Annotated in this window: 19 protein-coding genes and 6 pseudogenes; 15 read left to right on the top strand and 10 right to left on the bottom strand. The window is 56.6% G+C overall.

The features are described from left to right. Window positions 1-60: 60 nt before the first annotated feature. From P6U16_RS22455 to P6U16_RS22405, 11 genes and pseudogenes are all read left to right on the top strand, one after another. Window positions 61-1,161 carry an extracellular solute-binding protein gene (locus P6U16_RS22455; RefSeq protein ID WP_277704545.1) on the top strand — a complete coding sequence of 367 codons (1,101 nt, stop codon included), beginning with the start codon at window positions 61-63 and terminating at the stop codon, window positions 1,159-1,161. Window positions 1,162-1,260: 99 nt separating this feature from the next. Next, window positions 1,261-2,241 carry an ABC transporter permease gene (locus tag P6U16_RS22450; RefSeq protein ID WP_277704544.1) on the top strand — a complete coding sequence of 327 codons (981 nt, stop codon included), beginning with the start codon at window positions 1,261-1,263 and terminating at the stop codon, window positions 2,239-2,241. Between the two features lie 10 nt (window positions 2,242-2,251). Next, a complete protein-coding gene (locus tag P6U16_RS22445) occupies window positions 2,252-3,043 on the top strand; it encodes an ABC transporter permease (protein WP_277704863.1) in 792 nt (263 codons plus the stop codon). Between the two features lie 3 nt (window positions 3,044-3,046). Further along, a complete protein-coding gene (locus tag P6U16_RS22440) occupies window positions 3,047-4,117 on the top strand; it encodes an ABC transporter ATP-binding protein (protein ID WP_277704543.1) in 1,071 nt (356 codons plus the stop codon). Window positions 4,118-4,214: 97 nt separating this feature from the next. Beyond that, window positions 4,215-5,679, top strand: a pseudogene (locus tag P6U16_RS22435) (NAD(P)/FAD-dependent oxidoreductase). Between the two features lie 15 nt (window positions 5,680-5,694). Further along, the gene (locus P6U16_RS22430) at window positions 5,695-6,285 is read left to right on the top strand and encodes a 2-hydroxychromene-2-carboxylate isomerase (RefSeq protein ID WP_277704542.1); all 591 of its coding nucleotides are present in this window, start codon (window positions 5,695-5,697) and stop codon (window positions 6,283-6,285) included. Between the two features lie 11 nt (window positions 6,286-6,296). Beyond that, complete coding sequence (locus tag P6U16_RS22425) at window positions 6,297-6,803, top strand: CMD domain protein (RefSeq protein WP_277704541.1); 507 nt, start codon at window positions 6,297-6,299, stop codon at window positions 6,801-6,803. A gap of 1 nt (window position 6,804) precedes the next feature. Further along, a complete protein-coding gene (locus P6U16_RS22420; RefSeq protein ID WP_277704540.1) occupies window positions 6,805-7,383 on the top strand; it encodes a peroxidase-related enzyme in 579 nt (192 codons plus the stop codon). Continuing rightward, window positions 7,384-8,088 carry an MATE family efflux transporter gene (locus P6U16_RS22415; protein ID WP_277704539.1) on the top strand — a complete coding sequence of 235 codons (705 nt, stop codon included), beginning with the start codon at window positions 7,384-7,386 and terminating at the stop codon, window positions 8,086-8,088. Further along, entirely contained in the window at window positions 8,088-8,720 is a 633-nt protein-coding gene (locus P6U16_RS22410; RefSeq protein ID WP_277704538.1) for an MATE family efflux transporter, read from the top strand. Before P6U16_RS22415 ends, P6U16_RS22410 begins: the two co-directional genes overlap by 1 nt. 108 nt (window positions 8,721-8,828) lie before the next feature. After that, window positions 8,829-9,077 (top strand): annotated as a pseudogene (locus P6U16_RS22405) (transposase); the annotation flags it as partial. Between the two features lie 252 nt (window positions 9,078-9,329). Here the strand turns inward: P6U16_RS22405 and P6U16_RS22400 are convergent. After that, window positions 9,330-10,382 (bottom strand): IS110 family transposase, encoded by a 1,053-nt coding sequence (locus P6U16_RS22400; protein WP_277704537.1) that lies wholly within the window; start codon window positions 10,380-10,382, stop codon window positions 9,330-9,332. Window positions 10,383-10,446: 64 nt separating this feature from the next. Between P6U16_RS22400 and P6U16_RS22395 the strand changes: the two are divergent. Beyond that, a pseudogene (locus P6U16_RS22395) lies at window positions 10,447-11,286 on the top strand (IS3 family transposase); the annotation flags it as partial. 383 nt (window positions 11,287-11,669) lie between these two features. Here P6U16_RS22395 and P6U16_RS22390 read toward each other — a convergent pair. The 4 genes and pseudogenes from P6U16_RS22390 to P6U16_RS22375 all read right to left on the bottom strand — a co-directional run bounded on the left by P6U16_RS22390 (window position 11,670) and on the right by P6U16_RS22375 (window position 16,327). Continuing rightward, window positions 11,670-12,275 carry a hypothetical protein gene (locus tag P6U16_RS22390; RefSeq protein ID WP_277704536.1) on the bottom strand — a complete coding sequence of 202 codons (606 nt, stop codon included), beginning with the start codon at window positions 12,273-12,275 and terminating at the stop codon, window positions 11,670-11,672. Continuing rightward, window positions 12,266-13,654, bottom strand: a complete 1,389-nt coding sequence (locus P6U16_RS22385) for a caspase family protein (protein ID WP_277704535.1) — start codon at window positions 13,652-13,654, stop codon at window positions 12,266-12,268. The genes P6U16_RS22390 and P6U16_RS22385 overlap by 10 nt, the downstream gene beginning before the upstream one ends. A 315-nt stretch (window positions 13,655-13,969) precedes the next feature. Then, window positions 13,970-14,985, bottom strand: a pseudogene (locus tag P6U16_RS22380) (NAD-dependent epimerase/dehydratase family protein). Window positions 14,986-15,019: 34 nt separating this feature from the next. Further along, window positions 15,020-16,327 carry a UDP-glucose/GDP-mannose dehydrogenase family protein gene (locus P6U16_RS22375; protein ID WP_277704534.1) on the bottom strand — a complete coding sequence of 436 codons (1,308 nt, stop codon included), beginning with the start codon at window positions 16,325-16,327 and terminating at the stop codon, window positions 15,020-15,022. Window positions 16,328-17,096: 769 nt separating this feature from the next. Here P6U16_RS22375 and P6U16_RS22370 point away from each other — a divergent pair. Next, window positions 17,097-17,414, top strand: coding sequence for a hypothetical protein (locus P6U16_RS22370; RefSeq protein WP_277704533.1), 318 nt, complete (start codon window positions 17,097-17,099; stop codon window positions 17,412-17,414). 689 nt (window positions 17,415-18,103) lie between these two features. On the opposite strand, the pseudogene P6U16_RS22365 reads toward P6U16_RS22370, so the two are convergent. Beyond that, window positions 18,104-18,718: pseudogene (locus P6U16_RS22365) on the bottom strand (DDE-type integrase/transposase/recombinase); the annotation flags it as partial. 78 nt (window positions 18,719-18,796) lie between these two features. On the opposite strand from P6U16_RS22365, the gene P6U16_RS22360 reads away from it, so the two are divergent. Then, window positions 18,797-19,840 (top strand): IS110 family transposase, encoded by a 1,044-nt coding sequence (locus P6U16_RS22360; protein WP_277704136.1) that lies wholly within the window; start codon window positions 18,797-18,799, stop codon window positions 19,838-19,840. A 304-nt stretch (window positions 19,841-20,144) separates the two neighbouring features. Here P6U16_RS22360 and P6U16_RS22355 read toward each other — a convergent pair. Next, a pseudogene (locus P6U16_RS22355) lies at window positions 20,145-20,727 on the bottom strand (transposase); the annotation flags it as partial. Window positions 20,728-21,188: 461 nt separating this feature from the next. Here P6U16_RS22355 and P6U16_RS22350 point away from each other — a divergent pair. Further along, window positions 21,189-22,427, top strand: coding sequence for a HAMP domain-containing sensor histidine kinase (locus P6U16_RS22350; protein WP_277704532.1), 1,239 nt, complete (start codon window positions 21,189-21,191; stop codon window positions 22,425-22,427). Here the strand turns inward: P6U16_RS22350 and P6U16_RS22345 are convergent. The 3 genes from P6U16_RS22345 to P6U16_RS22330 all read right to left on the bottom strand — a co-directional run bounded on the left by P6U16_RS22345 (window position 22,384) and on the right by P6U16_RS22330 (window position 26,343). Beyond that, complete coding sequence (locus P6U16_RS22345; protein ID WP_277704883.1) at window positions 22,384-22,818, bottom strand: hypothetical protein; 435 nt, start codon at window positions 22,816-22,818, stop codon at window positions 22,384-22,386. The two genes, P6U16_RS22350 and P6U16_RS22345, sit on opposite strands and share 44 nt — an antisense overlap. Before the next feature lie 460 nt (window positions 22,819-23,278). Beyond that, window positions 23,279-24,649: an alpha-glucosidase/alpha-galactosidase gene (locus P6U16_RS22335; RefSeq protein ID WP_277704531.1), complete on the bottom strand. Its 1,371-nt coding sequence runs from the start codon at window positions 24,647-24,649 to the stop codon at window positions 23,279-23,281. A gap of 23 nt (window positions 24,650-24,672) precedes the next feature. Further along, window positions 24,673-26,343: an ABC transporter ATP-binding protein gene (locus P6U16_RS22330; protein WP_277704530.1), complete on the bottom strand. Its 1,671-nt coding sequence runs from the start codon at window positions 26,341-26,343 to the stop codon at window positions 24,673-24,675. Between the last annotated feature and the right edge of the window lies 1 nt (window position 26,344).

The raw sequence follows: 26,344 nt of genomic DNA, 5'->3' as shown, positions 1-26,344 counted from the left end.
CAACGTATGCGGCCTTAAAACCGAACGACAACAACCACCACGTCAAACAAGGAGAGAGCCATGAGAGACTTTGCAGCGACCCGACGGTCTACCCTCAAACTTCTGGCTGCCGGAACCGGTCTGCTTGCGGCGCCGGGCATTATTCGCTCTGCCCATGCACAGGGCAAGGTGGTCAACATCACCACCTACGACAAGTTCGTGCCCCAGGAATTCATTGACCAGTTCCAGAAGGATACCGGTATCCAGGTCAATGTCCGCCTAACCGACGACCAGGGCAAGCAATACAACCTGTTGGCGGCCGAAGGCGCCGCGCCGAGCACCGACATCGTGACCGTTACCGGCCACCGGCTCTCGCAGTTCATTACGTCAGACCTTCTTGCAAAGCTCGACATCGGCCGCCTGAAAAATTGGGACAAGCTGGCCAGCGCTTACAAAGGTGCACCGCAGCTGACGATTGACGGCTCCACCTATGGCGTACCGCTCCTGGCTGGATTTGAAGGCCTTGCCCGCAACACAGACTACACCAAGCCGACCGACAGCTGGAGCATCATGTTCGAGGACGAGTTCAAGGGCCTCACCTCCTACATCGTCTCCGACTTCCTCTCGATCGTGATGCGCTATCAGGGCAATGATGGCGACTACGTTACCTATGAAGGCAAGCCGGATATCGCCCTGGAGGCGACCAACAAGGCGCGCGATTACCTGATCGCCCAGAAGGACAAGGTGCGCAAATACTACGACGCCGGATCGGAAGTGCAGCAGATGTTCCTGAATGAGGACATCTATGTGGCCCAGGCCTGGTCCGGCCCGGCCGCCAAACTGATCATGGATGGTCACCCAATTGAACTGTCCGTGCCGAAAGAAGGCACCTATGGCTTTCTCTATTCCTTCAATGTGGTGAACAACGCGCCGAATGCCGATGCTGCCTACACCTTCTTGGATGCCATGTTGTCGTCTCCGGAAATCGGCGCGGCGATGACGCGTCAGTCGGGTTTTGCCTCCGCCTTCGACGGTGTCGATAAGGTGCTGAGCGATCGCGAGCGCGCCGCCAACGCCCTGCCAGCGGAGCAGATGGAACGGGTCGTGTTCTTCAGCTCCAAGAACCGCGACATGAAGAACGAGATGATCGACAAGGCGTCTGCCGAGATCAAGGCAGCCTGAGGTTCTATTCGTAGCTCACGCGACATGCCCATACTCAAGGCCGGCCCTCACGAAGGGCCGGTCGATATCAAGAGTTTTTCAGCGCCGGGAACGATATGAATGGCGGATACGACGATGCAGACTAGCCCTGCGCGGCAGCGCGGCGCCCCACGCTATGCCGGATGGATTGGTAAGGTCATGGGCTCCGGCGCCTACCAGTTGACGATAGGTCTCCTGGCCAACAGTCGGCGTGCCCGGTTTGTCCTGCTGCTGGTGATCCCGCTGACGTGGATTGCGATGCTGCATATCGGTCCGATCTACCAGATGGCGCGCATCAGCCTGATGAGCACTTACCCCGCATCGGCCGTCGGCGGCGCCGACTATACGCTCGATAACTACCTTCTGTTCTTCCAGGAACCTCTCTATTTCATTCCCTTCATCAGAAGCCTGATCTTCGCCTTCGTGGTGACGTTGGTAACGCTGCTGATTGTCTATCCCGTTGCCTACTACGTCGCCAAGGTGGTCACACCAAGGAACCGGACGCGCGCGCTGTTGCTGCTGCTGGTGCCGTTCTGGGCTGGCGAGATCATCCGCACCTTCTCCGTGATCATGCTTCTGGCCAATCGCGGCGCGGTGAACGTGCTTTTGAGAGAGCTCGGTTTCATCGACCGCCCCATCCCGATGCTCTACACCTATTTCTCACTCTCCTTTGGTGTCGTCTATCTGATTGCGCTTTACATGCTTCTGCCGCTCTATTCCGCGATTGAAAAGATACCTGTATCGCTGATCGATGCCGCCGCCGATCTCGGCGCCGGCCCCTTGCAGCGGTTTCGCCGGGTTATCCTGCCGCTATCGCGGGATGGTATCGTCTCAGGCTGCAGCCTGGTTTACCTCACCTCGGTCGGCGTTTTTGCCGCCCCGCTGCTGCTAGGTGGGCCCAACACCGTGATTTTCCCAGAGATTATCGCAACCCTCTTCCATGGCTCCAGCGATAAGTGGCCGGAGGGTGCTGCATTCTCCGTGATCATGCTTGCCGTTTCGCTGTCCACGGTCGGACTGTTCATGCGGATCGCCGGCGGGCGTTCCGTGCGGCTGATGTGAGGAGACAATGATGCGCGCCTATTTCACTGATGCACCCAAGACTGCCCTGTCGGCGTCCTACTGGCTGTTTGTCATCTATCTCCTCATGCCCCTCACCCTGATGATGGCGATGAGCTTCAAGGATGCCAATTTCATCGCGTTTCCGATCAGTGACTGGACACTGAGCTGGTATGCAAAGGTTCTGCAAGACAAGCAGTTTCTCCATGCGGTCGGCTATTCCGTCCTGATTGCCAGCATGACCACCCTGTTTGCCACGATCATCGGCGTATGGATCGCACTGCTCATTTCGGCAGAAGGAATATGGGGCCGGGCCGCGATCTTCGCGCTCGCCTGCCTGCCTGCCGTCGTACCGGGCCTGATCAATGCCATTTCCATGCGCATCTTCATCCGCGTGCTTGACATTCCGACGGGCACGGGTGCGATCATTCTGGGCCATACGCTGCATGCCGTTCCCTTCGTCGTCATCATGGTGCTGACGCGGCTGCGCTCCATGCCGCACAACCTGATCGATGCCGCACGCGATCTTGGCGCGGACAATTTTATCGCCTTCATCCGCGTCACCATTCCCTACCTGACCCCGGCGCTAGTCGGCGGCATGATCTTCTGCGTGCTGACCAGCATCGACGATTTCGTCCGCACCTTCTTCCTTGGCGGCTACCAGGCCACCTTGCCGATGCTGATCTTTGCCAAAGTGCAAAGTGGCATGTCGCCTGAAATCAACGCCATGGCGACGGTCGTTCTGGTCGTCACTGCCGCCGTCGGTCTCTATGCCGAACACTTTACCCGCCGTTCAAGGACCTGACCGATGCCGCCAGTCGTACACTTCCGCAACGTCAACAAATTCTACGGTACGGCGCTGGCCGTCGACAGTCTCGACCTGGCAATCGAGGCTGGCCAGTTCGTGACGCTGCTTGGCCCCTCCGGCTGCGGCAAGTCGACAACGCTGCGTATGCTGGGCGGGTTTGAGACGCCGTCATCCGGGTCGATCTATCTCGATGGCAACGACATCACCCGTCTGCCGCCCAACAAGCGCAACGTCAACATCGTCTTTCAGGACTATGCCCTGTTTCCACACCTGACAGTCGGTCGCAACATCGCCTTCGGGTTGGAACTGCAAGGCCTGCCTTCTGATGCCATCCACAAGCGCACCATGGAACTGTTGTCGCTAGTCAAGCTGCAGGACTTTGCCGACCGCACGCCGGACCAGCTCTCCGGCGGCCAGCGCCAGCGCGTGGCGCTCATGCGCGCTTTGGCGCCCAACCCGAACGTGCTTCTGCTGGACGAGCCCCTAAGCGCGCTCGACGCCAAGCTTCGTCAACAGATGCAGATCGAGCTCAAATCGATCCAGCGGACGACCGGCAAGACCTTCCTGTTCGTCACCCACGACCAGGAGGAGGCGCTGACCATGTCGGACGTCATCGTTGTAATGAACAATGGCCGGATCGAGCAGATGGGCGATCCCCAAACGCTCTATTCGCGCCCACGCAGCCGCTTCGTCGCCAATTTCATCGGGGAGAGCAATTTCCTCGAAGCCGCACTTGTCTCGATCGAGGGCGATCTCGCAACGCTGCGCTGGAAAGATAAGGTGATCCACGCTGCGCTGAACGAAACCGCGCACAAGCCGGGCGGGATGGTGACGGTGGCGCTGCGGCCAGAGGCACTCTATTGCCTGGGTGCCGAGCCCAAAGACGGGCTGGGCATTCCGGGCCTGGTTAAGCAGCGCATCTTCAAGGGCAACCATACCTCTGTCACCGTCGAGCTTTCGGGCGGGCAGGAGATCGTAGCGCAACTCGACCCCGTCTCTCTGTCGCAACTTTCCGGCGACCAGGTCTGGATCGGTTGGTGGGAAAGCGACGCCGTGGTGCTGGCCGACTGACGCAAGCGCTGCGCTGAAGCAATGAGTTTGGAGCAAGCTCGCGGTTCCTTGAAACGCGGGATGCTCAAAGATTTGAACGAAGAGACAGGACGCAACCATGACCATCCCACAGGCTTCCCGGCTTGAGCAGCTGAACGCGAGGGTGCGGCAGGATCTGGAATATCTGAACTATCCGCCGGCGAACTGGTCGAAGCCTTTCACCGACGAGACCGGCCGCAGCGTCAGCGACGTGGTGATCATCGGCGGCGGCATGTGCGGTCTGGTTGCCTGGCTGTCGCTGACGCGGGCCGGTATTCGCAACCTTCGTATTGTCGACCGGTCGCCGAAGGGGCTCGAAGGGCCGTGGCTGACCTATGCCCGAATGGAGACGCTGCGCTCTCCTAAAACCTGCTCGGCCCAGCACTTGGCGTGGCATCACTCACGTTCCGCGCCTGGTACACGGCCAACCACGGGGAAGCTGCCTGGGAAGCGCTGTTCCGAATTCCCCGACCGATGTGGATGGAATACCTCGCCTGGTATCGCAACGTTCTGGGCGTGCCGGTTGAAAACGGCACCCATGTGACACGGATTGCGCCGCGGCCCGACGGGCTGCTGGAACTTGAGATAGACGGGAGCAAGGCAGAGCCGATTGTTACCCGCAAGCTGGTTTTAGCGACAGGCCGCGACGGGCTGGGCGAACCGAGCATCCCCGAGTTCGTCAAGGGCATGCAACGCCATGTGTCCTGGGCGCATTCCGCCGACGCCATCGACCTCAAGGCATTGAAGGGAAAGCGTGTAGTGGTGATCGGCGTCGGCGCGTCAGCGGTCGACAACGCAGCCGAAGCGCTGGAGGCCGGGGCCGGCGAGGTGCGCCTTCTCGCGCGACGCAAGCAGATGCCGACCATCAACAAGCTAATGGGCATCGGATCCTATGGCGTGACCGCGGGCTTTCCGCGGATTTCGCCAGAGTGGCGCTGGCGCATCATGGACTATTCCACCAAGCAGCAGACGCCTGCCCCGCACAATTCCACTTTGCGCGTCAGCCGCCATAGCAATGCCTACTTCCACTTCGGTTGCGGCATCGCCTCGATGGAAGAAAGGGCGGAGGAGGTCGTCATCACCACAATGAGCGGCCGCACATTCAGCACGGATTTCGTCATTCTCGGCACTGGTTTCGATATCGAACCGCTGAGCCGCGACGAGTTGGCCCCTATGGCGAGGCGATTGCCTGCTGGGAGGATCGCTACGTTCCAACGGCCGGAGAAGAGAACCCGGGGCTCGGCCGCTTTCCCTGGCTGAACGACGACTTTTCCTTCACCGAGAAGCAACCGGGTACGGCGCCCTGGCTGAAGGATATCCATTGCTTCAACTATGGCGCGACGATGAGCCTGGGCAAGGTCAGCGGTGACATTCCAGCAATTAGCGAAGGTGCCTTGTGGCTTGCCCGTGGCATTGCCAGCCGTCTGTTCATCCGCGACATCGATCATCATTGGCAGGAGCTGTTGCACTATGAAAAGCCTGAACTGGACGGCTCGGAATGGGTGGATGCCGATGCTGTTGTCGATCGACAGAAGACGGCATGAGAGGAAGCGCGGGGCATGCAAAAAACGGTTTATTACTATCACGCGCTCAGTTCACCATGGGCCTATCTCGGCTGGCCGCAATTCAAGGCTCTGATCGAGAAACATGACCTCCATGTCTTGGTGCGGCCAACCCGCATCGTGACTGAAAACGGCGGCGTACCGCTGCGCTCGCGCCCACAGCCGCGCCAGGATTATCACGCCGTGGAACTGGATCGCTGGCGCAAGCGGTTGAACATGCCGCTGGTGCTGAAGCCGAAGCACTATCCGACCAACAACGAATACTCAGCGCGCATGGTGATCGCCGCCGAACGGCAGGGTCTGCCGGCTCTGGAGCTAAGCCACGCGTTGCTGCGTGCCCTTTGGTGCGAGGAGCTTGACGTGACCGTGCCGGAAGTGCGCATCGATGTCGCCAACCGATTGGGCCTTGATGGCGCGAAGCTGCAGGTGATGGAGGACGAGCCTGATATCACGCAGGCCTGGTTGGACAGTCACCGTGAAGCACAAGACAAGGGTGTCTTTGGTACACCGACGTGGATCTATAGGGGCGTTCTGTACTGGGGCCAGGATCGTTTGAGCTTTCTCGACGAAGCCCTGTCGGCAGACTGAAAGGAAAAACTATGACCACAGCCATTGAGGTCGATGTGATCGACAAGGTTCTTGGCCTGCAGCCTGGCTCACCGCTCTGCGAACTGCGCGCACAGCGCCCCAAGCTGAAGCATTTGACCCAGACGAGCTATGTGGCAGCCCTTCACCCGGCCGATCCACGCAGCTTTTCCTATGCCGAGCGGGCTGCGGTCGCCGCGCGCATGGCCGGCCTGTGGAGTTCGTCGGAACTGGTCGCGCATTACAAGGCACTGGCTGAGGCCGAAGGTGGTGTCGGCGATGGGATTGCCATGGCTGAACCGGGCTGGACGCCGGCCGATCGCACAAGTCGAATGGCAGCAGTTCTGCGTCATGTCGACCTGGTGACCCTGACACCGAAGCAGGCGACCCGCGCCAATATTGAGGCGCTGGCAGCCGCGGGTCTGGACGACCGGGATATCGTCACGCTTGCCGGGCTGATCGCTTTCGTCAACTACCAAGTGCTGGTGGTGGCCGGGCTCAAAATGTTGAGGGATAACTGACATGTCGGATGTTGTGTATGATTTCACGCTCGAGCCACTGGAATGGAACCCCTACGTCAAGCCGGTGGATCTTGCCACGGCAACGCCGGAACAGCTGCAGGCACTGAAGGTGACGCCCTCCAATACGAAAGTTTCGGCTTACGTTCTGGTCCTGGCCCAGGAGGCGGAAATCCTCGAAGAGCGCACGCCGCTGTTCAACGACATCATGTACAGCGAAGGCGGACTGTCACGCGGCGGTCGGGAAATCGGAGCGCTCGCGGCCTCCTTCGTCAACCATTGCATCTACTGTGCTTCTGTCCATGCCAATCGCTATATCCAGCTCGAAAAGCGGCCCGAGGTCGTGGAGGAAATCTACAAAAACGGATTGAATGCGGACCTGCCTGACTTTGAGCAGGCCCTGTTCAACTTTGGCGTCGACATGACAGCGCATCCGAACAATGTCGGCGTCTACCAGTTTTATCATCTGCGCGAAGTCGGTCTCGACGACCTGCAGATTCTCGACCTCATCCACTCGATCTCCATTTTTGGATGGGCCAACCGCCTGATGCACACGCTCGGCGAACCGCATCGGAAAGACTGAGTGCAAAAAGCCCATACGAAAGGAGAGGATCTCTCTATTCGCCCTTTCGAGATCGCCCACCGGGACGTCTTGAAGATCGCGATCCCGATGATGATCGCCTATCTCTCCACGCCCCTTGTCGGCCTCGTCGCAACGGGCGTGATCGCCCATATGGGCAGGGAATCATTGGTCGGCGGCGTGGCGCTTGCAGCCGTGGTCTTCGATGTGATCTTCGTCACTTTCAACTTCCTGAGGGCCGCGACGACCGGATTTACAGCCCAGGCCCTGGGTGCAAATGATCGTGTCGGCGAACAGAGAATGCTTGCCAGCGGGTTGATCATTGCGCTGGTGGCGGGTCTCCTCCTCCTTCTTCTGCAAGGGCCGATCGCGAGCCTGGGCCTTGCAGCAATGGGCGCACGGGGTGAAGTCGCGGACGCGGCAGCGACCTATTTCCACTGGAGGATCTGGTCAGCGCCCTTCGTGCTTTTCAATTTCGTTGCTTTCGGTTGGATTATCGGCCGCGGCGAAGCGCTGTGGAGCATGGTGCTGCAGACGCTGCTTAACGGCCTGAATGCGGGGCTCAGTTATTACTGGGTTATCGGTCTCGGCTGGGGTGTCGAAGGTGTCGCCATAGCCTCGCTGGTGGCGGAGGCCGTCACAGCGATGGCTGGCCTGCTCTTGATCCTCAAAAAACGGATCCCTCCGCATGGCGTATACCGGATCTGATGGTGCTGAAGCGTTCCTTCTCGGTCAATGGCGACATGATGATCCGTTCGTTCGCGCTTTTGATCGGCCTCACCTTCTTTACCCGCCAGAGTGGTTTCCTGGGCATAGACGTTCTGGCCGCCAACACGATCCTGCTTCGCTTCTATTTCTTCGGTGTCGCATTCCTCGATGGTGTCGCGACAGCCGCCGAACAGCTGGCGGGCCGGGCCGTCGGCGCCCGATACAGGCCGGCCTTCGACCGCACGATCAAGCTCACCACCATCTGGGGTCTGATCTTCGCTGCACTCGTCTCACTGGCTTTCTTCACAGGCGGCGGATGGGTGATCGACCTCACGTCACCGACCGCTGCCGTTGCGGCACTTGCAAAATCTGACCTTGCCTATGTCGTGGCCTTGCCCTTTGTCGGGATCATCGCCTTCCAGATGGACGGTGTCTATATCGGTGCTACTTGGTCGCGGCAGATGCGCAACCTGATGGTGGCATCACTCGTCGTCTATTTTGCCGCCTGGGCCATTTTGCAACCGCTGTTTGGCAATGACGGCCTGTGGGCAGCGCTCCTCCTTTTCCAGGGCGCGCGCAGCGTCGCTTTCCGCCTCATGCTGCCGAAGCTTACAGCAATAACTTTCCGGTAGGAGAGTTTCAGGCCTTGGCTCCGATTTTTGTTGGTGACGTGATTGACCTGAGACCCAAAACTTCCTCCAAATTTTGGTAGAGTCCGTTCCTCTGAGGAGACGGACAGGATGAAGCATTCACGGTTCACGGATGAGCAGATCATCGGGATATTGAAAGAGCAGGAGAACGGGCTGAGGACGGCCGATGTCTGCCGCAAGCACGGAATATCCGAAGCGACCTTCTACAAATACAAGGCGAAGTTCGGCGGCATGGAGATTTCCGATGCCCGCAAGCTGAAGGCTTTGGAAGACGAGAACGCCAAGCTGAAGAAGCTGCTGGCCGAGACCATGCTGGACAATGCCATTTTGAAGGATGTCGCTTCAAAAAATGTATGGTCCGCCCCGTCCGTGCAAGGGTTCGCGACATCGCAAATGACGATTCCAGTTGCATAAATGTATCCGGCCTCTCGCGAGTGGGCTGCGGTTGCAACCAGGCCATGATGAGATCCGCACACGCCGTTCCCAATAAATGGTTCGGGCACGAAGCCCGCTTTTTGCACAGGACTTACGGCATGTTGATCCACTGTTTCGTCATCACTATTCCCGAGCCTTGCAATCGAGCTTGGAGCTTCAGGCGAATGCAGGGTCTCTGCGTTCGTAGAGCGCTCCAGGCTTGGTCAGGACGACCCAGACAATCCGGGCCATTTTTGCGGCAAGTGCGACGACAGCTTTGTTTGGGTGCATCCGGGCTTGAAGGCCATCCAGCCAGTTCCCCAGTCGATCCCGTGTTCGGTCGAGATGCCGAAAGCATGATCGTGCGCCATGCACGAGAAGTTTGCGAACATAGCGGTTTCCTCGCTTGCTGATGCCGAGAAGCTTTTGCTTTCCGCCGGTCGAGTATTCTCGCGGCACGAGGCCAAGCCACGCAGCCAGATCGCGTGCTTTTTGGAATTGCCGACCGTTGCCAATCGCTGCAAGAAGTGCAGTCGCCCCCAATGCTCCGATGCCGGGGATCGTCATGAGCCGTCGAGCCACATCCTCTCGACTGGCTATGGCTTCGATCTCGCGTGTGACGTCACCGATACGTTGTTCCAATTGGCGTAGATCGGCAAACAGATCTGCGAGCAGCTTACGCATCGCCGACGAAAGGTCGTTCGATTTGTCTTCGAGAACCTGTGGCAGGTCGAGCTTGAACAGACCTGCGCCCTGACGCAGCGCGATCCCGTATTCGAGGCAAAAGGCTCGCATCTGATTGATCAGCCGGGTTCGCGTTCCGATCATCTGATCTCGCACCCTGTGCAAAGCCTGAAGATCGGCTTGTTCCTCGCTCTTGAGTGCTGCAAACCGCATCGTTGGTCGCGTAGCTGCCTCAGCGATCGCCTCCGCATCGATGATGTCGGTCTTGTTCGATTTTACGTAGGGCTTCACAAATTGCGCCGGGATCAAGCGCACCTTATGTCCCAGAGCCTTTATCTTCCTGGCAATCCATTGAGAGCCCGCGCAGGATTCCATTCCCACGATCGCTGGCGCTGCGCGCTCGAAGAACTGTAGCAGCGTATCGCGTCGGAAACGAACCTTCTGAACTGGCACGCCATCGCTTCCGAGACCGACGACGTGGAAGATGTTCTTACCGATATCAATTCCGTAGACAGCCGCTGAACGCGGCACATTGCGTTGTGGCATTGCAACCTCCTTCGGTTTGACAGCCTCATAATGCTACGGGAGGACGAGGCGGACCATCCCATTAATGGTGACGCCCGATGTGAAGCGGGACGCTGTGGCTCATGTCTGCAAGCAGCATGGGGTGAGCCAGCGTCGGGCGTGCGAGGTTTTGTCCATCGACCGGTCGAGCGTGCGATACCGCAGCGTCCGGCCTGATGACGCTGATATCCGTGAAGCTATGAAGGCGGTCGCATCCGAGCGCCGTCGTTTCGGGTATCGGCGCATTCACGTCATGCTGGATCGGCAGGGGATTGTCATGAACCTGAAGAAGCTTCGGCGTCTTTATCACGAGGAAAAGCTGACCGTGCGCAAACGGGGCGGGCGCAAACGGGCTTTGGGAACGAGACGGCCTCTGGCACTGCCTTCGCGTGCCAACGAGCGCTGGAGCCTGGACTTCGTCAGCGACGCCTTCACGGATGGTCGTCGCTTTCGGGTCTTGGCTGTTGTCGACGATTTTACCCGCGAATGCCCGGCGCTGGTCGCCGACACGTCGCTCTCAGGTCGTCGGCTTGCACGGGAACTCGATGCTGTCATCGCCCAGCGAGGAAAGCCACGAACGATCGTTTCCGACAATGGCACGGAGATGACAAGCATGGCTATTCTGGAATGGTGCCAAAACACGCACATCGACTGGCATTACATCGCGCCGGGCAAGCCAATGCAGAACGGCTTTGTGGAAAGCTTCAATGGCAGCTTCCGCGACGAATGCCTCAACGAAACCCTGTTCTCGTCGTTGACGCAGGCCAGGACGGAAATCATCGCATGGAAGGAGGACTACAACCGAAACCGACCACATTCATCGCTAGGCAACATCACACCCAGTGAATTTGCATCGCAAATCGCTCTGGAAAAACGGGCCGCATAAGGCCAGATTGAAAACCCAAGACTCTCCTGAAAATTGGAGGGAAGATGGGTCTCAGGTCAATGTGCTCAAGCACATCACTGAGCCACGTATAGGGGGCGACATCGATCACTTTGCGCAATGACGTCCCAGCTGGAATCTCCGGAAGATGAAATAAATCCGCACAGCGTCTGCTATACGACGCACCGAACCAATATCTATCGTCAAAAATTGGTTCTCCGTAGATATCGAGTTATTCTAGTTCGGATATCCTTCAGATTTCGCTTGTAACAGATACTTTCTATTAGGCGAATAATAATCATCGTTTACGTAGGAGAAACTACATTGCTTCACTGAGACCTTAGATTTCGTCCGTTTTTTCTTCGTCTTCTTTTCCGGTGCGCTTGCTATTTGCGTTTTCGGGGCTTCAAACTGGAGCTTTGCAGACCCCCGCCATCTGGATCAAAAGCGAGACTTGGGCCAGCACCCCAATTGTCACACGTCATACTGCCAGCCTCGTTGTGATAGAAATACCTGCAAATGAATCCTTCAATCTCTGACAGTCGGCATCCTGTGGCGGGATCGAAGCGGTAGTTGCAATAGCCAAATGTCTCAACCGGTTTTCTTGGCGTCCCATCGTCATTTTTATCGTTTTTCACTAGGTCTCGTGAGTATTTATTTGCCGAGAGTTTGGAATAACAACTATTGAGATTTTCGGCGAACCCACGGACATCAGAGGGATACTGAACTCCAGTCTCCGGATCGAATCCATACGGCCGTGCCTTAAAGTCCGGCGCGATTTCCTGGAGGTGGGGTATGTAACCTTCTGAGACAATTTCGGAAATTGAATCCTCGTCAAATCCTCGCTTCTTCAAGATTTTCGTAATTAACGCGATTGCTTGTCTCTGTTCTTTTGAAAAATAGCTGTCTGCAAATAGCTCGCCAGCGCGTACCGGACTTAAGCCCATGGAAAACGCCACTAAGGTGACGACCGCAATTTTCTTCAGTGACATTTGAAACCCTTTGGGAGCTTGCCGTGCAGTTTCATCGCGTGCAAGGTTTCAATCGTTAGTCCTTTGACTGCCAAATCATGTTCTCGCTGATATCTTTCCAACGCATTTTTTGCTTGATCGTCCCATTGCCCGACTTGCTCCACATACGATGCTTTTTGCAGAACAAACATAACCTGCTTCAAGGTTTGAGGCGTCACGTGGTTTGCAAGATCATGAGCAGTCAGAGATGCCAACGCGTCTCGGCTACCACGCAATTTAGCACTTATAAGAAGCTCGACGCCTTCTTCGAGTAGCGGTGATGGTAAGCCACAGCCGGCGATGTATGCGACACCCAGTGCGTTCGTCGCCTGAACGTTGCCCGCTCGGTGGCTCTCATCATAAAGCCTCATCGCATCTTCCAGTCGGCCAGCACGCTCATACGCCCGGCCTAGATTGTTTTTCAGTCTGGAACTTGTAGGCTCCGCCCGAACTGCATTTTCGCATGCAGGCACCGCTGTTCGCGGATCGACGTCCTCGAATGGAACTCCTGGTAGGCCCATATAGTTTTCCTGTTCAACCGCCAATTTGTCGCATTCGGTAACAATGGGATCCGCGAAATAAAGTGGTCTGCTGGTCTGAACGAGAAACTCCGGCCGCTGAGTGCTCTGCGTGGATACAAGCACGTCAGCAGCGACCATCCGGAAAAGTTCGGCCACCTCAATTCCTCGTTGAGGGAGGTATTTTATCAAGCTTGCCGTGTAGGGACTATTTTCACCTTTTCCATCTTCTGCAGTATTCCCGGCAGCAGTGGAGAATGCAATGATGTTGAAATAACCCCCTGTAGATCCGCTATTTTCAGCACTATCCGGCAGGGTCACCCGAGCCAATCCGCGTTGCTCATCGAAGCCAAATTTCGCTGCAAAGGCTTCCGGTAGGTTTCGGCAGGCGTCTACGATAAAGATCTTCGCGCTCTCAGGGTTTGCCGTTTGCAGCGTCTGAACAAGTTGATTGAAGTCCAGAGGATCGGCGGCCCCAACGCTATAGTCGATTGGCAGTAGGTAGTTGCGGTTGTTTCTCTGCGCTCCATGGCCCGCGTAGTAGAACAGAACTACATCGGCGGTTTTCGACGAATCTACGAAGCGCGCAATTTTTGAGAAAAACAAATCCTGATCGTCATCTACCGATAAAATCACCTCGAAGCCAAGATTCCTTAGCTGATTGGACACTCCGTGGGCGTCATTTGCCGTGTTTTTAAGGGGCGAAACATACTTGTATGCCGAATTCCCAATGACAACCGCAATTTTCTTTTCGGGAGATCTTATACTAAGTATATTCGTTGATGCAGAAGTATGGGTCGAATTTGACAGAAAAATCAAAATTATTAGTATAAATATCTTCATAGCAATACCGTGACCGGAGGATGCCGTAGTTTGCACTTCTCAAAGATCCAGTCAAGCATCTAAAAGCTTGATTTCTTTTCATGATTGCACAGAATATCAGCTCTAGATGGCTGGCTTCTATATGTCCCGGTTGCGATTGGTAACGGTCTTTATCGTTGTGTGAGTACCATGGATGCTTCCCAGTCAAGCGTGTCTCGCAATCCCTGTGCGGCAGCTTGGGTGGCCTACCGTTCCACTCGTCAGGGTTCGATTTTCACTCGTCGAGACCTTCCGCAAAAGCTCAAGCTTGCCTGCCGAAACTCGCGCTTGCTCCGCTTAAGAGCCCGTCCGATTGTAGACAGAAAACCATTTAACGAAGTTACGAACCCCGTCTTCGACGCTGGTCTGGGGCAAGTAGCCGGTCAGCGCCTGCAAGAGAGTTGGGTCGGCATAGGTAGACTGGACGTCGCCTTTCTGCATGGGAAGCATGGTCATAACGGCTTGCTTTCCCAGGCACGCCTCAATCGTTTCGATGAAGGCCATTAGGCCGACGGGATTGCCGCCGCCAATGTTGACGACACGCCAAGGTGCCACCGGGGAAAGAGAATCCTTGATGTCCTCGGCCACCAGCGGGCTGGTTTCCGCGGGCACGACATCCGCCAAGCGGACGATGCTCTCAACGAGATCGTCGATATAGGTAAAGTCGCGGCTCATCTTGCCTTCGCCGTAAACTTCGATCGGCTCGCCCTTCTCGATCGCAGACACGAACTTGAACAGCGCCATGTCGGGCCGGCCCCACGGCCCATAGACCGTAAAAAGCGGAAGCATGTCGTTGGTATTTTCCAAAGGTGCGCATAGGCATGCGACATTTCCTCAACGGATTTCTTCGTCGCCGCATAAAGTGTAATGGGCCAATCCGCCTTATGGGATTCAGAGAACGGCATCTCGGAATTGCCGCCATAGATTGAACTCGAAGATGCAATCAGGAGGTGCTTTGGTTGGCATTCTTTCGCAATCTGAAGAATATTGAAGGTTCCGACCAGATTCGAAGAGATATAGGTATCCGGAAACTCCAGACTGTAACGGACTCCAGCCTGGCCTGCCAGGTGTACGATGACGTCGGGCTGGCAATCAGCAGCTGCCTCTTGCAGCGCAGAAACATCCTCCAGCATTCCATCGAAATGCCTGTAACCGTTTGATCTTTCGAGAATTGCCTTGCGCTTCTTTTTAAGATTGACGTCATAATAGTCCGTCATTCCATCGAAGCCGACCACGAAATGGCCGTCATCGATCAATCGCTTTGCTAGATGGAAACCAACGAAACCGGCGGTTCCGGTAATTAGGTATCGCACGGGGTTACTCCCAATTGTGGCCAGTCGAATCTCTTTAGTTCGGCCGTCCAAGGCTGGAATAGTGGAAGCCATGCTTTGTGACATCATCGTTGCTATAGATGTTTCGTAGGTCGACGAGAACGGGGCTTTTCATAATGCCCTTCAGTCGCGCGAAATCCAGTACGCGAAACTGGTTCCATTCCGTGACGATCACCAAAACGTCCGCGTCTTTCGCGGCTTCGTAAGGGCCCGATGCGTAGTCCAGCCCCTCAATAACGTTGCGGGCGTTTTCCATGCCTTCGGGGTCGTAGCCAATGACATTGGCGCCAGCATCGACGAGGGCTTGAACAATGGCGATTGCCGGACTGTCGCGCATATCGTCCGTGTTCGGCTTGAAGGTTAGCCCTAGGATGGCAACTTTTTTGCCTCGAATGTCCCCACCTGCAGCAGCGATAACCCGCCTGCCCATAGCACGCTTTCGGTTGTCGTTGATGCTCACAGTCGTTTCAATCAGCCGAACAGGGCTTTCATGATCCTGCGCAGTCTTGACCAGTGCCAATGTATCCTTAGGGAAACACGAGCCACCGTAACCTGGACCAGCATGCAAGAACTTTGATCCTATTCTCCCGTCGAGGCCGATGCCCCGCGCAACGTCCTGCACATCGGCTCCAACCTTTTCGCACAGATCGGCCATTTCGTTGATGAACGTGATCTTCATGGCAAGAAACGCGTTCCCGGCATATTTGATCAGCTCGGATGTGCGCCTGGTTGTAAACAAAAGCGGTGCCTGATTGAGATAAAGCGGACGATACACATCCGTCATGATTGCGCCGGCGCGATCATCAGACAGGCCAATGACGATACGGTCCGGCCGCTTAAAATCGTCGATTGCAGCCCCTTCGCGAAGGAATTCCGGATTGGAAACCACAGCCAGATCGACGTCGGGGTTCACTTCGCGCATGATCCGTTCGATTTCGTCACCAGTTCCAACAGGCACGGTTGACTTGGTGACGATGACCGTGAATTTCGTCAGGTGACCTGCGATTTCGCGGGCCGCATCATAAACATAGCTCAGATCGGCATGCCCATCACCGCGACGGGACGGTGTGCCCACAGCGATGAAAACGACGTCGCTATCCTGGACGCATTCAGCGAGGTTGGTGGAGAATGTCAGGCGCCCCGCGGCAATATTGTCTGCGACCAAGGCATCGAGACCCGGCTCAAAAATCGGAATGTGTCCCTCGCGCAGTTTCTCGATTTTCGATACGTCCTTGTCGACACAGACAACCGAATGCCCGAAATCGGCAAAGCAGACCCCAGAAACCAGACCAACATAGCCAGAGCCAACCATTGTAATGCGCAACTACCCATCCCCTTTGCCTGTTTCAGTCAATAAAAAACAGAATGGCCGATATTCCCGGCACACTCTGTTCCCTTTTAAATGCGCGCATCGGCTTGGAAGCCAGAACCGCCTTCGAGTTCCGACTCTATAGCACCCTAAATGATCTTCAAAGCCAGCAGGATGGGAAAATTCTCCCTATGTCCACATCATCGCCTATTCTTGCCACGCGTTCTGTGCCTCACCTTTCGGTCTGCGTAGCGGCATAGTCGTCCTAACCCGGTCGTACTTGGCCCGACAGCATGATGTTTGTGATAATCCGGTAGGGGCTCTGCAAAGGAAAAGCCTAGCTGCGAGCGCATCTGCAGCATGGGCCATCCGGGTATCGACGGGCGCGCACTGTTTCGTTCGATGACGAGTGAGCCCGCTCTTGGCGAAGCTCAAACTCCGGGCAGGAATGTCGTGTTTACAGCCGCAATATCCAAAGCGGGGAATTCTGCGTCATGACCCGGTTGATTTGACGTGATTTGGTGACTGTCCGAGTGATCAGGCAGGGGTGGTGTTCGTGGACACGGAAAATCGGCAGACCAGGGATGCCAGCGTCGGCAGCACGCTGGGAATATACGCTCAGCATGTGGCCCGAATGGCAAGGGGTTGATGCCTCGGGCATGGCTTACCAGCACGATGCGGTTGACGGCATCCCTAGCCCGGTCCAGGTCGTAAAATGGTGCTGCTAAGCACTGAACCGAGAATATTTGGTTGACAACTGCGTACGGCCTGCAAGTGATCACGTATGACCGCAACAACAGATTTGATCGCCGAACTGGTCCGGGCCGCAAATTCGCTCGAACGGGCATCTCTCCTTGAGAGGCGCCAATTGTTGACGCGCGCAATCTCCGCCATCCGAGACATGCGCGACGTCGCCAGAGCCGCCAGCAGCAGGACGGCAGATGACAATTTGATCAATCTTGCTACCATCACCGCGTCCATGGAACGGCGACGCGAAAGCGAGGTGCGCGCAGCTTTTTTGTCGTCGGCAGAAATGCTTCGCGATCTGAGAATCGTGATCGACGCCAAAGTGGAAGTGATCATCGGACAGATTAGGGTGTAAATCCGAAGTAGGTGAGCGCGGGCGTATCACCAACGCAAGGTCGTGCAGCGGCATCGCGCGCTTCCGGTTCAACGCCCCGCCCCACCGCGATCGCGGTTCAGGATAAACCCGTGATCTTTTCAGGCGACGGGGGCCGAAACCTGCAGGCGCGTTCTCATTAGCCCGAATTGAGCACGAGCGAGAATTAATTCTGCACTTGTCCAACTGACCATGACCTCGGTGTCGTCCTCTGGGGGCGACCGCCACAATCTCAGCTTGATCTTGCTGAGGAACGACCTGGCTTACCGGCTACCTCCAGGCATGGCCGCTTTAGTGGAGAACTGGAACGTTCGATAAGGCCCGCAGTTTACCAGGGCCTTTGTGAGCGGAGTTCCATGACAAAGGCAAGATGCTCCACGCTGCCGTAGCTGTCCTTGTCGTGGACGCATTGTTCCACCAGTTCGTTTTGCATCCCGATCGCATTTGGAGAGGGCCCGGCGGAAAAAATGCCGCCTCGAGGGCATCATGACGGCTCGAAACATACTGATTTTGTCGTCCGATTCCCAAGCTGTCCACGCATCATCCGCTCACGCCAGTCACGCAGGTCGCTTGAACCAGAAAATAAGCGATAGAGGGAGGTTTTTAGAGGAGACCAACGGGTTGGCTCGGTCAGGGTGTGATTGGAGTTGCCCCATAAAAACCGGACAGGATCAGATTTCTGTTTGACGGTTTAAGAACTCGCGCGGAGATCGATATCCTAAAGCCTTGTGGGGGTGAAGCGTGTTGTAATGCTCAAACCACAATGGCAGTTGGGCGATGACCGTTTCGGCGTCCGGGATGGGGTTGACCGAGATGTAATCGCGCTTGAAGGTTTTGACGAAGGCTTCTGCCATTCCGTTGGACTGAGGGCTGCGGACCGGTGTCGTGCGAGGCTCCATCCCAATATCCAGAAGCAGTGATTTCGTGTCTGCGGCAATAAAGCACGATCCATTGTCGGTCAGCCATTCTATGGGCTTAGGAAGGATATTGATGCGGCCGAAACGGTTTTCGACGGCCGTTATGACAAGGTCCTGAACATCTTCGCTCTTGATGCCTTCAGTGGTGGCGACATGGGCAATGGCCTCGCGGTCACAGCAGTCGAGCGCAAAGGCAACGCGGACCTTTTCCTTGTTATCGCAGCCGATTTCGAAACCGTCTGAGCACCAACGCAAATTCGACTGAGCGACAGCAACGCGACCATCGTGGCGGCGGTTGTCAATGGCTCCAGTATGGCGTTGGAGAAGCAGGCCGTGCACCTTCATCACCCGATAAACGCGTTTGGCGTTGTTGGGGTGGACGGCCTCCGAACGGCATCGAAATGTGCCAAGTTTAGTCGTTGAAGATCTCAAACAAAGGAGCGGTCCGTGGAACAGATTATCCGTATCGGTATGGATACGTCAAAGAGTGTCTTTCAATTGCATGGGGTGAATGCTGCCGAGCAACCGGTCCTGCGCAAGAAGATGCGCCGCAAGGAAATGGTGGATTACTTCACAAAATGCCCGTCGACGGTGATTGCGATCGAAGCCTGCGGTGCCTCGCATCACTGGGCCCGGCTGCTGACTTCGCTGGGGCATGAGGTGAAGCTGATCGCGCCGCAGCTCGTGAAGCCTTATGTCAAACGCGGAAAAAACGACGCCGCTGATGCCGAGGCACTATGCGAGGCGATGAGTCGTCCGACGATGCGGTTCGTTCCGACGAAAAGCGCGGATCAGCAGGCCATACTGATGCTGGTTGGCATGCGCGAGCGCGCTGTCGCGGCGCAGACGGCACTTGCCAATATGATCCGAGGCTATGCGGCCGAGTTCGGGCTGACCGCGGCCAAGGGAATAAGCCATATCTCGCTGCTGCTGGAACGCATCATGGCGGACGGTTTCGTTCCTGATCTGGCGCGCGATTTGTTCGCGTCCCTGGCTGCGGAGTTCGCGCAGGCGAACGAGCGTCTGAAAGCGGTGGATGCAAGGCTGATGGCTTGGTATCGCAATAACGAATGCTGCCGCCGGCTTGCTCAGATACCGGGGGTTGGCCCGATCGGTGCGGTGCTGCTGGTGATGAAGGCGCCGGCGCCGAAACAGTTCGCCTCCGGAAGGCAGTTCGCCGCGTGGATGGGGCTGACACCAAGGGACCATTCGACCGCTGGCAAGGTCAGGCTTGGGGTTATCACGAGAGCCGGGGATGAGGTGCTGCGAAAGACGCTGGTGTTGGGTGCGACCGCGTTGCTTCGCCATGTGAGAGTGGGACGCGGCAAAAACGGCTCGCCATGGCTCATGGAATTACTCAAGCGCAAGGCTCCCAAGCTGGTGGCTGTCGCGCTGGCGAACAAGGTCGCCCGCATTGCCTGGAAGATGATGGTGACCGGAGAGGCATACAGGGGCAATGCGACTCGGTCGGCGCCGGCCTGTGCGGCGTGAAGAACTCAGTCGGCCACGGTGAGCATGATACAGAAGTTACCGTGCGCTGATACGTGAACTTGCAAGAGAACGACAGATGGTATGATCGATCGATCCGAGACGCGAGACACTCCGTTTGGCCCAATGGCCCATGTGGTCGAGGCATTGTTTGGAACTCGTGGTGCGGAACCCATCTTGGCCAGCGTTCATGTGCGAACGCACCAACAGGCCGGACATATGAACGCAAGCGATCCGATCAAATCATTCGAAATAAATTCTTGCAGGTAGGGGGCCGTCCACATATGGGCCATGGACGGCTTTCGCTGCGGGCTTTACGGCGTAAGATCGCATGAACACGGCGATATCCGTAGGTCGGCATCTCGGAGATGATCGCTTTGATTTCATCGACGAGATCATCATCGGCGAGCGGTGGCCGACCACGGGCTTTGGAGGGACGCTGTTTCACACGCTGAGCCATGTTTGACCGGGCAACATCAAAAGTCTCGCACACAGCCGTCATCGGGAACTTCCCTTCGGCAATGACAGCGAGCGCAACAGATGTTTTTTGGGCCGGTGGCGATCTCAAGCGCCTCTTTGAGAATCTCGCCTTCCATCGTCTTCTTGCCGAGCAGGCGCTGCAACTCTTTGACCTGGTTCTGAAGGGCACGATATTCGGACGCCGGGACAACATCCTCCTCCGCAGCCGTGGCCGTCAGAGCCCCTTGAGTGGCGAGCTTACGCCACGTGAACAACTGGTTCGGCTGAATGCCGTAACGCCGAGCAACGATGCTGACGGTCGCGTCCGGCTCGTATGTCTCCTGGATGATGGCAAGCTTCTCTGTCGTCGACCAGCGACGGCGGCGCTCAGGGCCGGACAGGACTTCTATTTTAGGACTGTGACTGGTCATAATGGGCACATTACCTCGCACACTTGTTAAGTGGGAGATCGTGTCCGGATATTTATGGGGCCATTACAAGTTGATGATGACAGAGATGATATCTTTCTGATGTCAACCTCGCTGAAGCGGCTTGAAATAAAGACTGCCATGCAAGTTAAGATTACAGTTTTTTATAGTGGGCAGGATGCGTTGGATTTTTTGATACATTAGGCGAACAAGAAAACGAACTTCCGGATTGCATATGCGTTGACATAAACATGCCGGGTATGAACGGCTTGGAATTGCTGAAGCTCCTTCGTAGAATGAGGCGTCTCGACGTCGTACCAATCTACATTGTAAGCACAACCAACAGCGACAAGACACAACAACAGGCACTGTCCTTTGGGGCAAGCGGTGCATTCGCAAAGCCGGAAACAATGCTGGGCATGCAATCAATTCAAAGGGAATTGCTCGGCATTCCCGAATAGGGGATGGGCGAGGGCATGCTAGAAAAGTTTCTCCAGTACTTCGAGACAAACTCGTTCTTGGCCCACGGTTATTGCATGACGTGGCGAACGGATCTTATAGCCCTTCACGCGATATCCGACCTCGTCATATTCTCCTCTTATTTCATAATTCCCACGGCCATTCTTTATATCACCATTAGGCGGCCAGACCTCGTTCCCAGCCGCATAGCGCTGTTGTTTTGCGTGTTCATTTTCGCCTGCGGGATGACACATCTGGTCGGATTTATCACGCTTTGGGAGCCTGTCTATAGCTTCGAAGGCGTGCTCAAGGCGGCCACAGCGGTGGTATCCGGCGCGACTGCGGTGGCCAGTTGGACGCTGATGCCGTCGGCGCTGAAGCTGCCAAGTACAGTCATGCTCGAGCAAAAGAACGATGCACTCGCGAGATCGGGCCAGGAGCAACAGCGTGCATATGCTGAATTGGAGCAGATAAAGTCGGAACTGGAACTCCGTATCCAGCAACGAACCCAGGAACTGCGGGATAAAGCCGATGCGCTCGAGCAAATGAACACGAGCCTGTCACAATATGCCCATTTCGCGTCTCACGATCTCCAGGAACCTTTACGCAAAATCGTCTCTTTCTCGGAATTGGCCATTGAGGAGGATACAGCCAGAGGTCCGGACCTCAAAATGTTCCTTGAGACAATCAACGAATCCGCAAAGCGGGCACGCAATCTTGTCCGCAACATCCTTCAACACGCTGAGCTAGATCAGCACACAGCCGTTATTCACCAATTGTCATTGAAGGAGGAAACGAAACACGCGTTGGAAACGCACGAACTGTCCATCCGTGACCGTAAAGGCGAAGTCAAAGTTGACATTCACGATATTCGCGTTCGCGCTGACCCAACGCTGGTCTCACAGATTCTCGAAAATCTCATCAGTAACGCAATCAAATACACACCCGTAGACCGCACGCTGAGGGTATCGATAATCACCCAATTGTCGGACGAAGGCATGGAATATGTCATAACGGACAACGGTATTGGCTTTGATCCGGTGTTTAAGGAGAAAATCTTCGAACCATTTACCCGTCTCAATCCGGGAAACGGTGTGATTGGCACTGGCATGGGGCTAGCAATCGTCGCCAAGGCACTGAAACAACTTGGTTGGAGCATCGTTGTCGAAACCGCACACATGCAGGGAACAAGTTTTAGAATTACAATTCCTGCTGATCAGATTGTTCAGGATGAACAAGAATAGGCTGGTTAGATCGTGTTCCACGCGCTTCTTTCACGCCGGTCTGGGGACTGGTGGTGGGCAGAGAAGGACAAACACTATGGGAGCAAAATCCACCTCGGATAGAACGACGCGCCTTGGAAAAATTGTGGGTGCGCGACGATGTGCGCGTTCTGATCGACCCCGCCGCGAGAGGGCATGGCGAAACGCGCTCACACTTCATGATTTGACGCGGCGCGCTGCGGAAGACGCGGTGCTTGACTAAACGCTTATTCTGGTCGTTTCCGAAAGCTATGCGCAGTATCTGGCCGTCCTCGACCAGCGCCAACCGGTGAAGGTTAGAGCGGCTGATGAATATACCGAAACCCTCGCAGACATAGTGCTTTCCGCCCCGACGCTCCTTGATGAAGCGCATGAACTCGACCTATTCGATAGCGGGCATGTCAGTCTTGATGAATGGCTGCGCCGTCGCGCGCGGAGCAATCAGGTCACGGGCGCGTCTCGCACCTCCGTCGCTTGTGATAGCGCCAGAGTGGTTGGCACGCCAGCGAGCGGTTCGACATGTGTCGCCGCATGGAGCCCCGCCGGCGTGCAACGCGGGGCTGCCATGCGATGACATGAAGCGATAGTCAGCGGCAGATCGTGCCAGTCGTCCCAAACCTTAAGTCGACGGCGTCCCTGCGTCTTCCCAATTTCGTTTCGGCCTAGCTGGTCTTGAGGTCCACGGCTATGTCGGACCTGGTTCCTTTTGCCGCCAACCGAGAAAATGAGCAAGCATTCGACAACAACCTCATGAAATTGCCCCCCGAATGCGGTTCGATCTGACGGCTGAGTGATGGGTCATGCCGCTGGTGCAACCAGCAACCGGGGTGCGTTTACCCAGCGTGAACCTTCTTCGAAACACGGGCCCATTGCGGGATCCAGGTGTCGTGGGCGGCCAGCAGGTCGTCGGTCAGCGACCAGATCTGGTCGAGATCGAGCTCGGCTGCCGTATGCGGGTCCATCATCGCAGCGTGATACAGATGTTCGCGATTCTCCGTCATCATCGCCGCAACCGTCAGTTCCTGCACATTGATGTTGGTGCGGATCAGGGCCGTCAGCTGCGGCGGAAGCGCACCGATATAGGTCGGCTGGATGCCGTTCTCATCGACGAGGCATGGCACTTCGGCGGCGCAATTGTCCGGTAGCGAGGTAATGCAGCCATTGTTGCGCAGGTTTCCGTAGATAACGGAGGGCTCGCCGGTCCAGACCGAGTTCATGATCGAGGAGGCATATTCCTTCGATTGCGCGACCTCGATCTTGTCGGCCGTGCGATAGGCGGCGGCTTCGCCCTTCCATCTCTCGACCTGCTCAACGCAGCGCTTGGGATATTCATCCAGCGGAATACCGAATTTCTCAATCAGGTCGGGTCGGCCGTCCTTGATGAAATAGGGCGTGTATTCGGCAAAATGCTCCGAGCTTTCGGTGACGAAATAGCCAAGACGCGTCAGCATCTCGTAACGCACCTTGTTGGGGCAGCGCGGGTTCCAGCCGGGCTTCGGGGCCCTGCCTTCGCGGTAGCCGCGCACCAGGTCCGGATAGAGGTCGCGATAGGAACCGTCAGCCTGGCGATGCTCGAACTTCAGGAAGAAGGCCATATGGTTGATGCCGGCCGAGCGGTAGCGGATTTCCTCGTAAGGGAGGTCGAGATCATGGGCCAGTTCCATCGCCGTGCCCTGGACCGAATGGCACAGGCCGACCTGCTTGATCTCAGGGTACTTTTCCGAGATCGCCCAGGTGTTGATCGCCATCGGGTTTACATATTGTAAGAGGATCGCCTGCGGGCAGACCTGCATCATGTCCTCGCAGATCGACCAGAGATGCGGCACGGTGCGAAGTCCGCGCATGATGCCGCCGACGCCGAGCGTATCGGCAATCGTCTGGCGCAGGCCGTATTTCTTCGGCACTTCGAAGTCGGTGACGGTGCAGGGCTCGTAGCCGCCGATCTGGAAGGCGACGACGACGAAATCGGCACCGTCAAGCGCATTGCGCTGGTTTGAATGCAGCTCGATCGTGGCTTTGGCACCGAGCGTCGCAATCAACTTGCTCACAACCACTTCGCTTTCTTCCAGCCGCTGCGGATTGATGTCCATCAAGGCAATCTTCGCACCCGACAGCGCCGGGCGCTGCAGAACGTCGCCGACGATGTTTTTCATGAACACGGTCGAGCCGGCGCCGATGAAGGTGATCTTTGGTTGTCTGGTCATGGAATAGGCCTCTCGTCTAACGGTTATGCGGCTACTTCGAACGCGGCTCTGACGAGCCGTTCGGTGTAGGCGGTCTTGGGATGGGTCAGAACGTCTTCGACAGCGCCTTCTTCGACAATCTTGCCATGCTGCATCACCACCACCCGGTGGCAGAGTGCGCGCACGACCTTCAGATCGTGGGAGATAAAGAGATAGCTCAGTCCTTTTTCGTCCTGCAGCTTGCGCAGCAGTTCGATGATTTGCGCCTGCACGGAAAGGTCGAGCGCGGACGTCGGCTCGTCAAGCAGGATGAATTCGGGCTCCAGCGCCACGGCGCGGGCAATGGCGATGCGCTGGCGCTGGCCGCCGGAAAACTCATGCGGGAAGCGCGACAGGATGTTGTTGGGCAGGCCGGCGCTGCTCAGCGCTTCGCGCACCCGCTCCAGCCGTTCGTTGCGTGTCGCGCCGAGCTTGTTGACAACAAGGCCTTCCTCGATGATCTGGCCGACCGACATGCGCGGATTGAGCGACGAGAACGGGTCCTGGAAAACCACCTGCATGCGCGAGCGCAGAGGCCGCATTTCTTCACGCGTCTTGTGTTCGATCGACTGGCCGTCGAACAGGATTTCACCGCCGTCCACCCGCAGCAGCTTGACGAGGGCCTGGCCGAAGGTGGTCTTTCCCGAGCCGGATTCGCCGACGAGACCCAGCGTCTCGTGACGATGGAGTTTGATCGACAGGCTGTCGACCGCGACCAGCTCCTTCAATTGGGGCTTGAAGAAACCGCCTGCCTTTAGCATGAAGGAAACGCGCACGTCGCGGCCCTCAAGAATGGCGGCGGAATCGACCGGCATCGGGTTGGCCATGCCCTTCGGCTCGGAATTGAGCAGGTGGCGCGTATAGGGATGCTGCGGATTCTGGAACAGGGCTGAAGTGGTGTTGTGCTCCTTCACCTCGCCATTTTGCATCACGTAGACATAGTCAGAGAACTGGCGAACGACGGTGAGATCATGGGTGATCAGGATCACTGCCATGCCAAGCTTTTTCTGCAGGTCACGGATGAGGTTGAGGATCTGTGCTTGTACAGTGACGTCGAGCGCCGTTGTCGGCTCGTCGGCCACCAGCACGTCCGGGCTGTTGGCAAGTGCCATGGCAATCATAATGCGCTGCCGCTGGCCGCCGGAAAGCTGGTGCGGATACTGGTTGATGCGCGATTCCGGATCGGGGATCTGCACCTGGCGCAGAAGCTCCAGCGTGCGCGCCGCCGCCTGTTTGCTGCTCATCTTCTGGTGGACGCGGATTGCCTCGATGATTTGAGTGCCGATCGTATAGACCGGATTGAGCGAACTCATCGGCTCCTGGAAGATCATTGAAATGCGGTTGCCGCGCAACGCGCGGCGCTGGCGATCGGAGAATTTCAGTACGTTCTTACCGTCATATTCGATGCTGGATCGCTCCGAGACGGTGGCCCGCTTGGTCAGCAGACCCATGATCGTGCGGGCGGTGACGGATTTTCCCGAGCCGGATTCTCCAACCACTGCAATCGTCTCGCCGCGATAAAGCTGGAAGGAGACGTCCTTCACGGCGTCCACCGTTCCGCTCTCGACCTTGAATTTCACGGCCACATGCCGGGCGTCGATGATCGGCGTGCCGACGGCTGCAGCGTGATCGTGCCGTTGTTCCGGTGCCAGCGTTGAAATGTCCACGGGTGCCATG

Origin of the sequence: Rhizobium sp. 32-5/1, from assembly GCF_029537235.1 — a bacterium.
Classification (GTDB): Bacteria; Pseudomonadota; Alphaproteobacteria; order Rhizobiales; family Rhizobiaceae; genus Pararhizobium.
The sequence above is the reverse complement of the archived record's forward strand: the minus strand, read 5'-3'. Positions and strand labels throughout refer to the sequence as shown.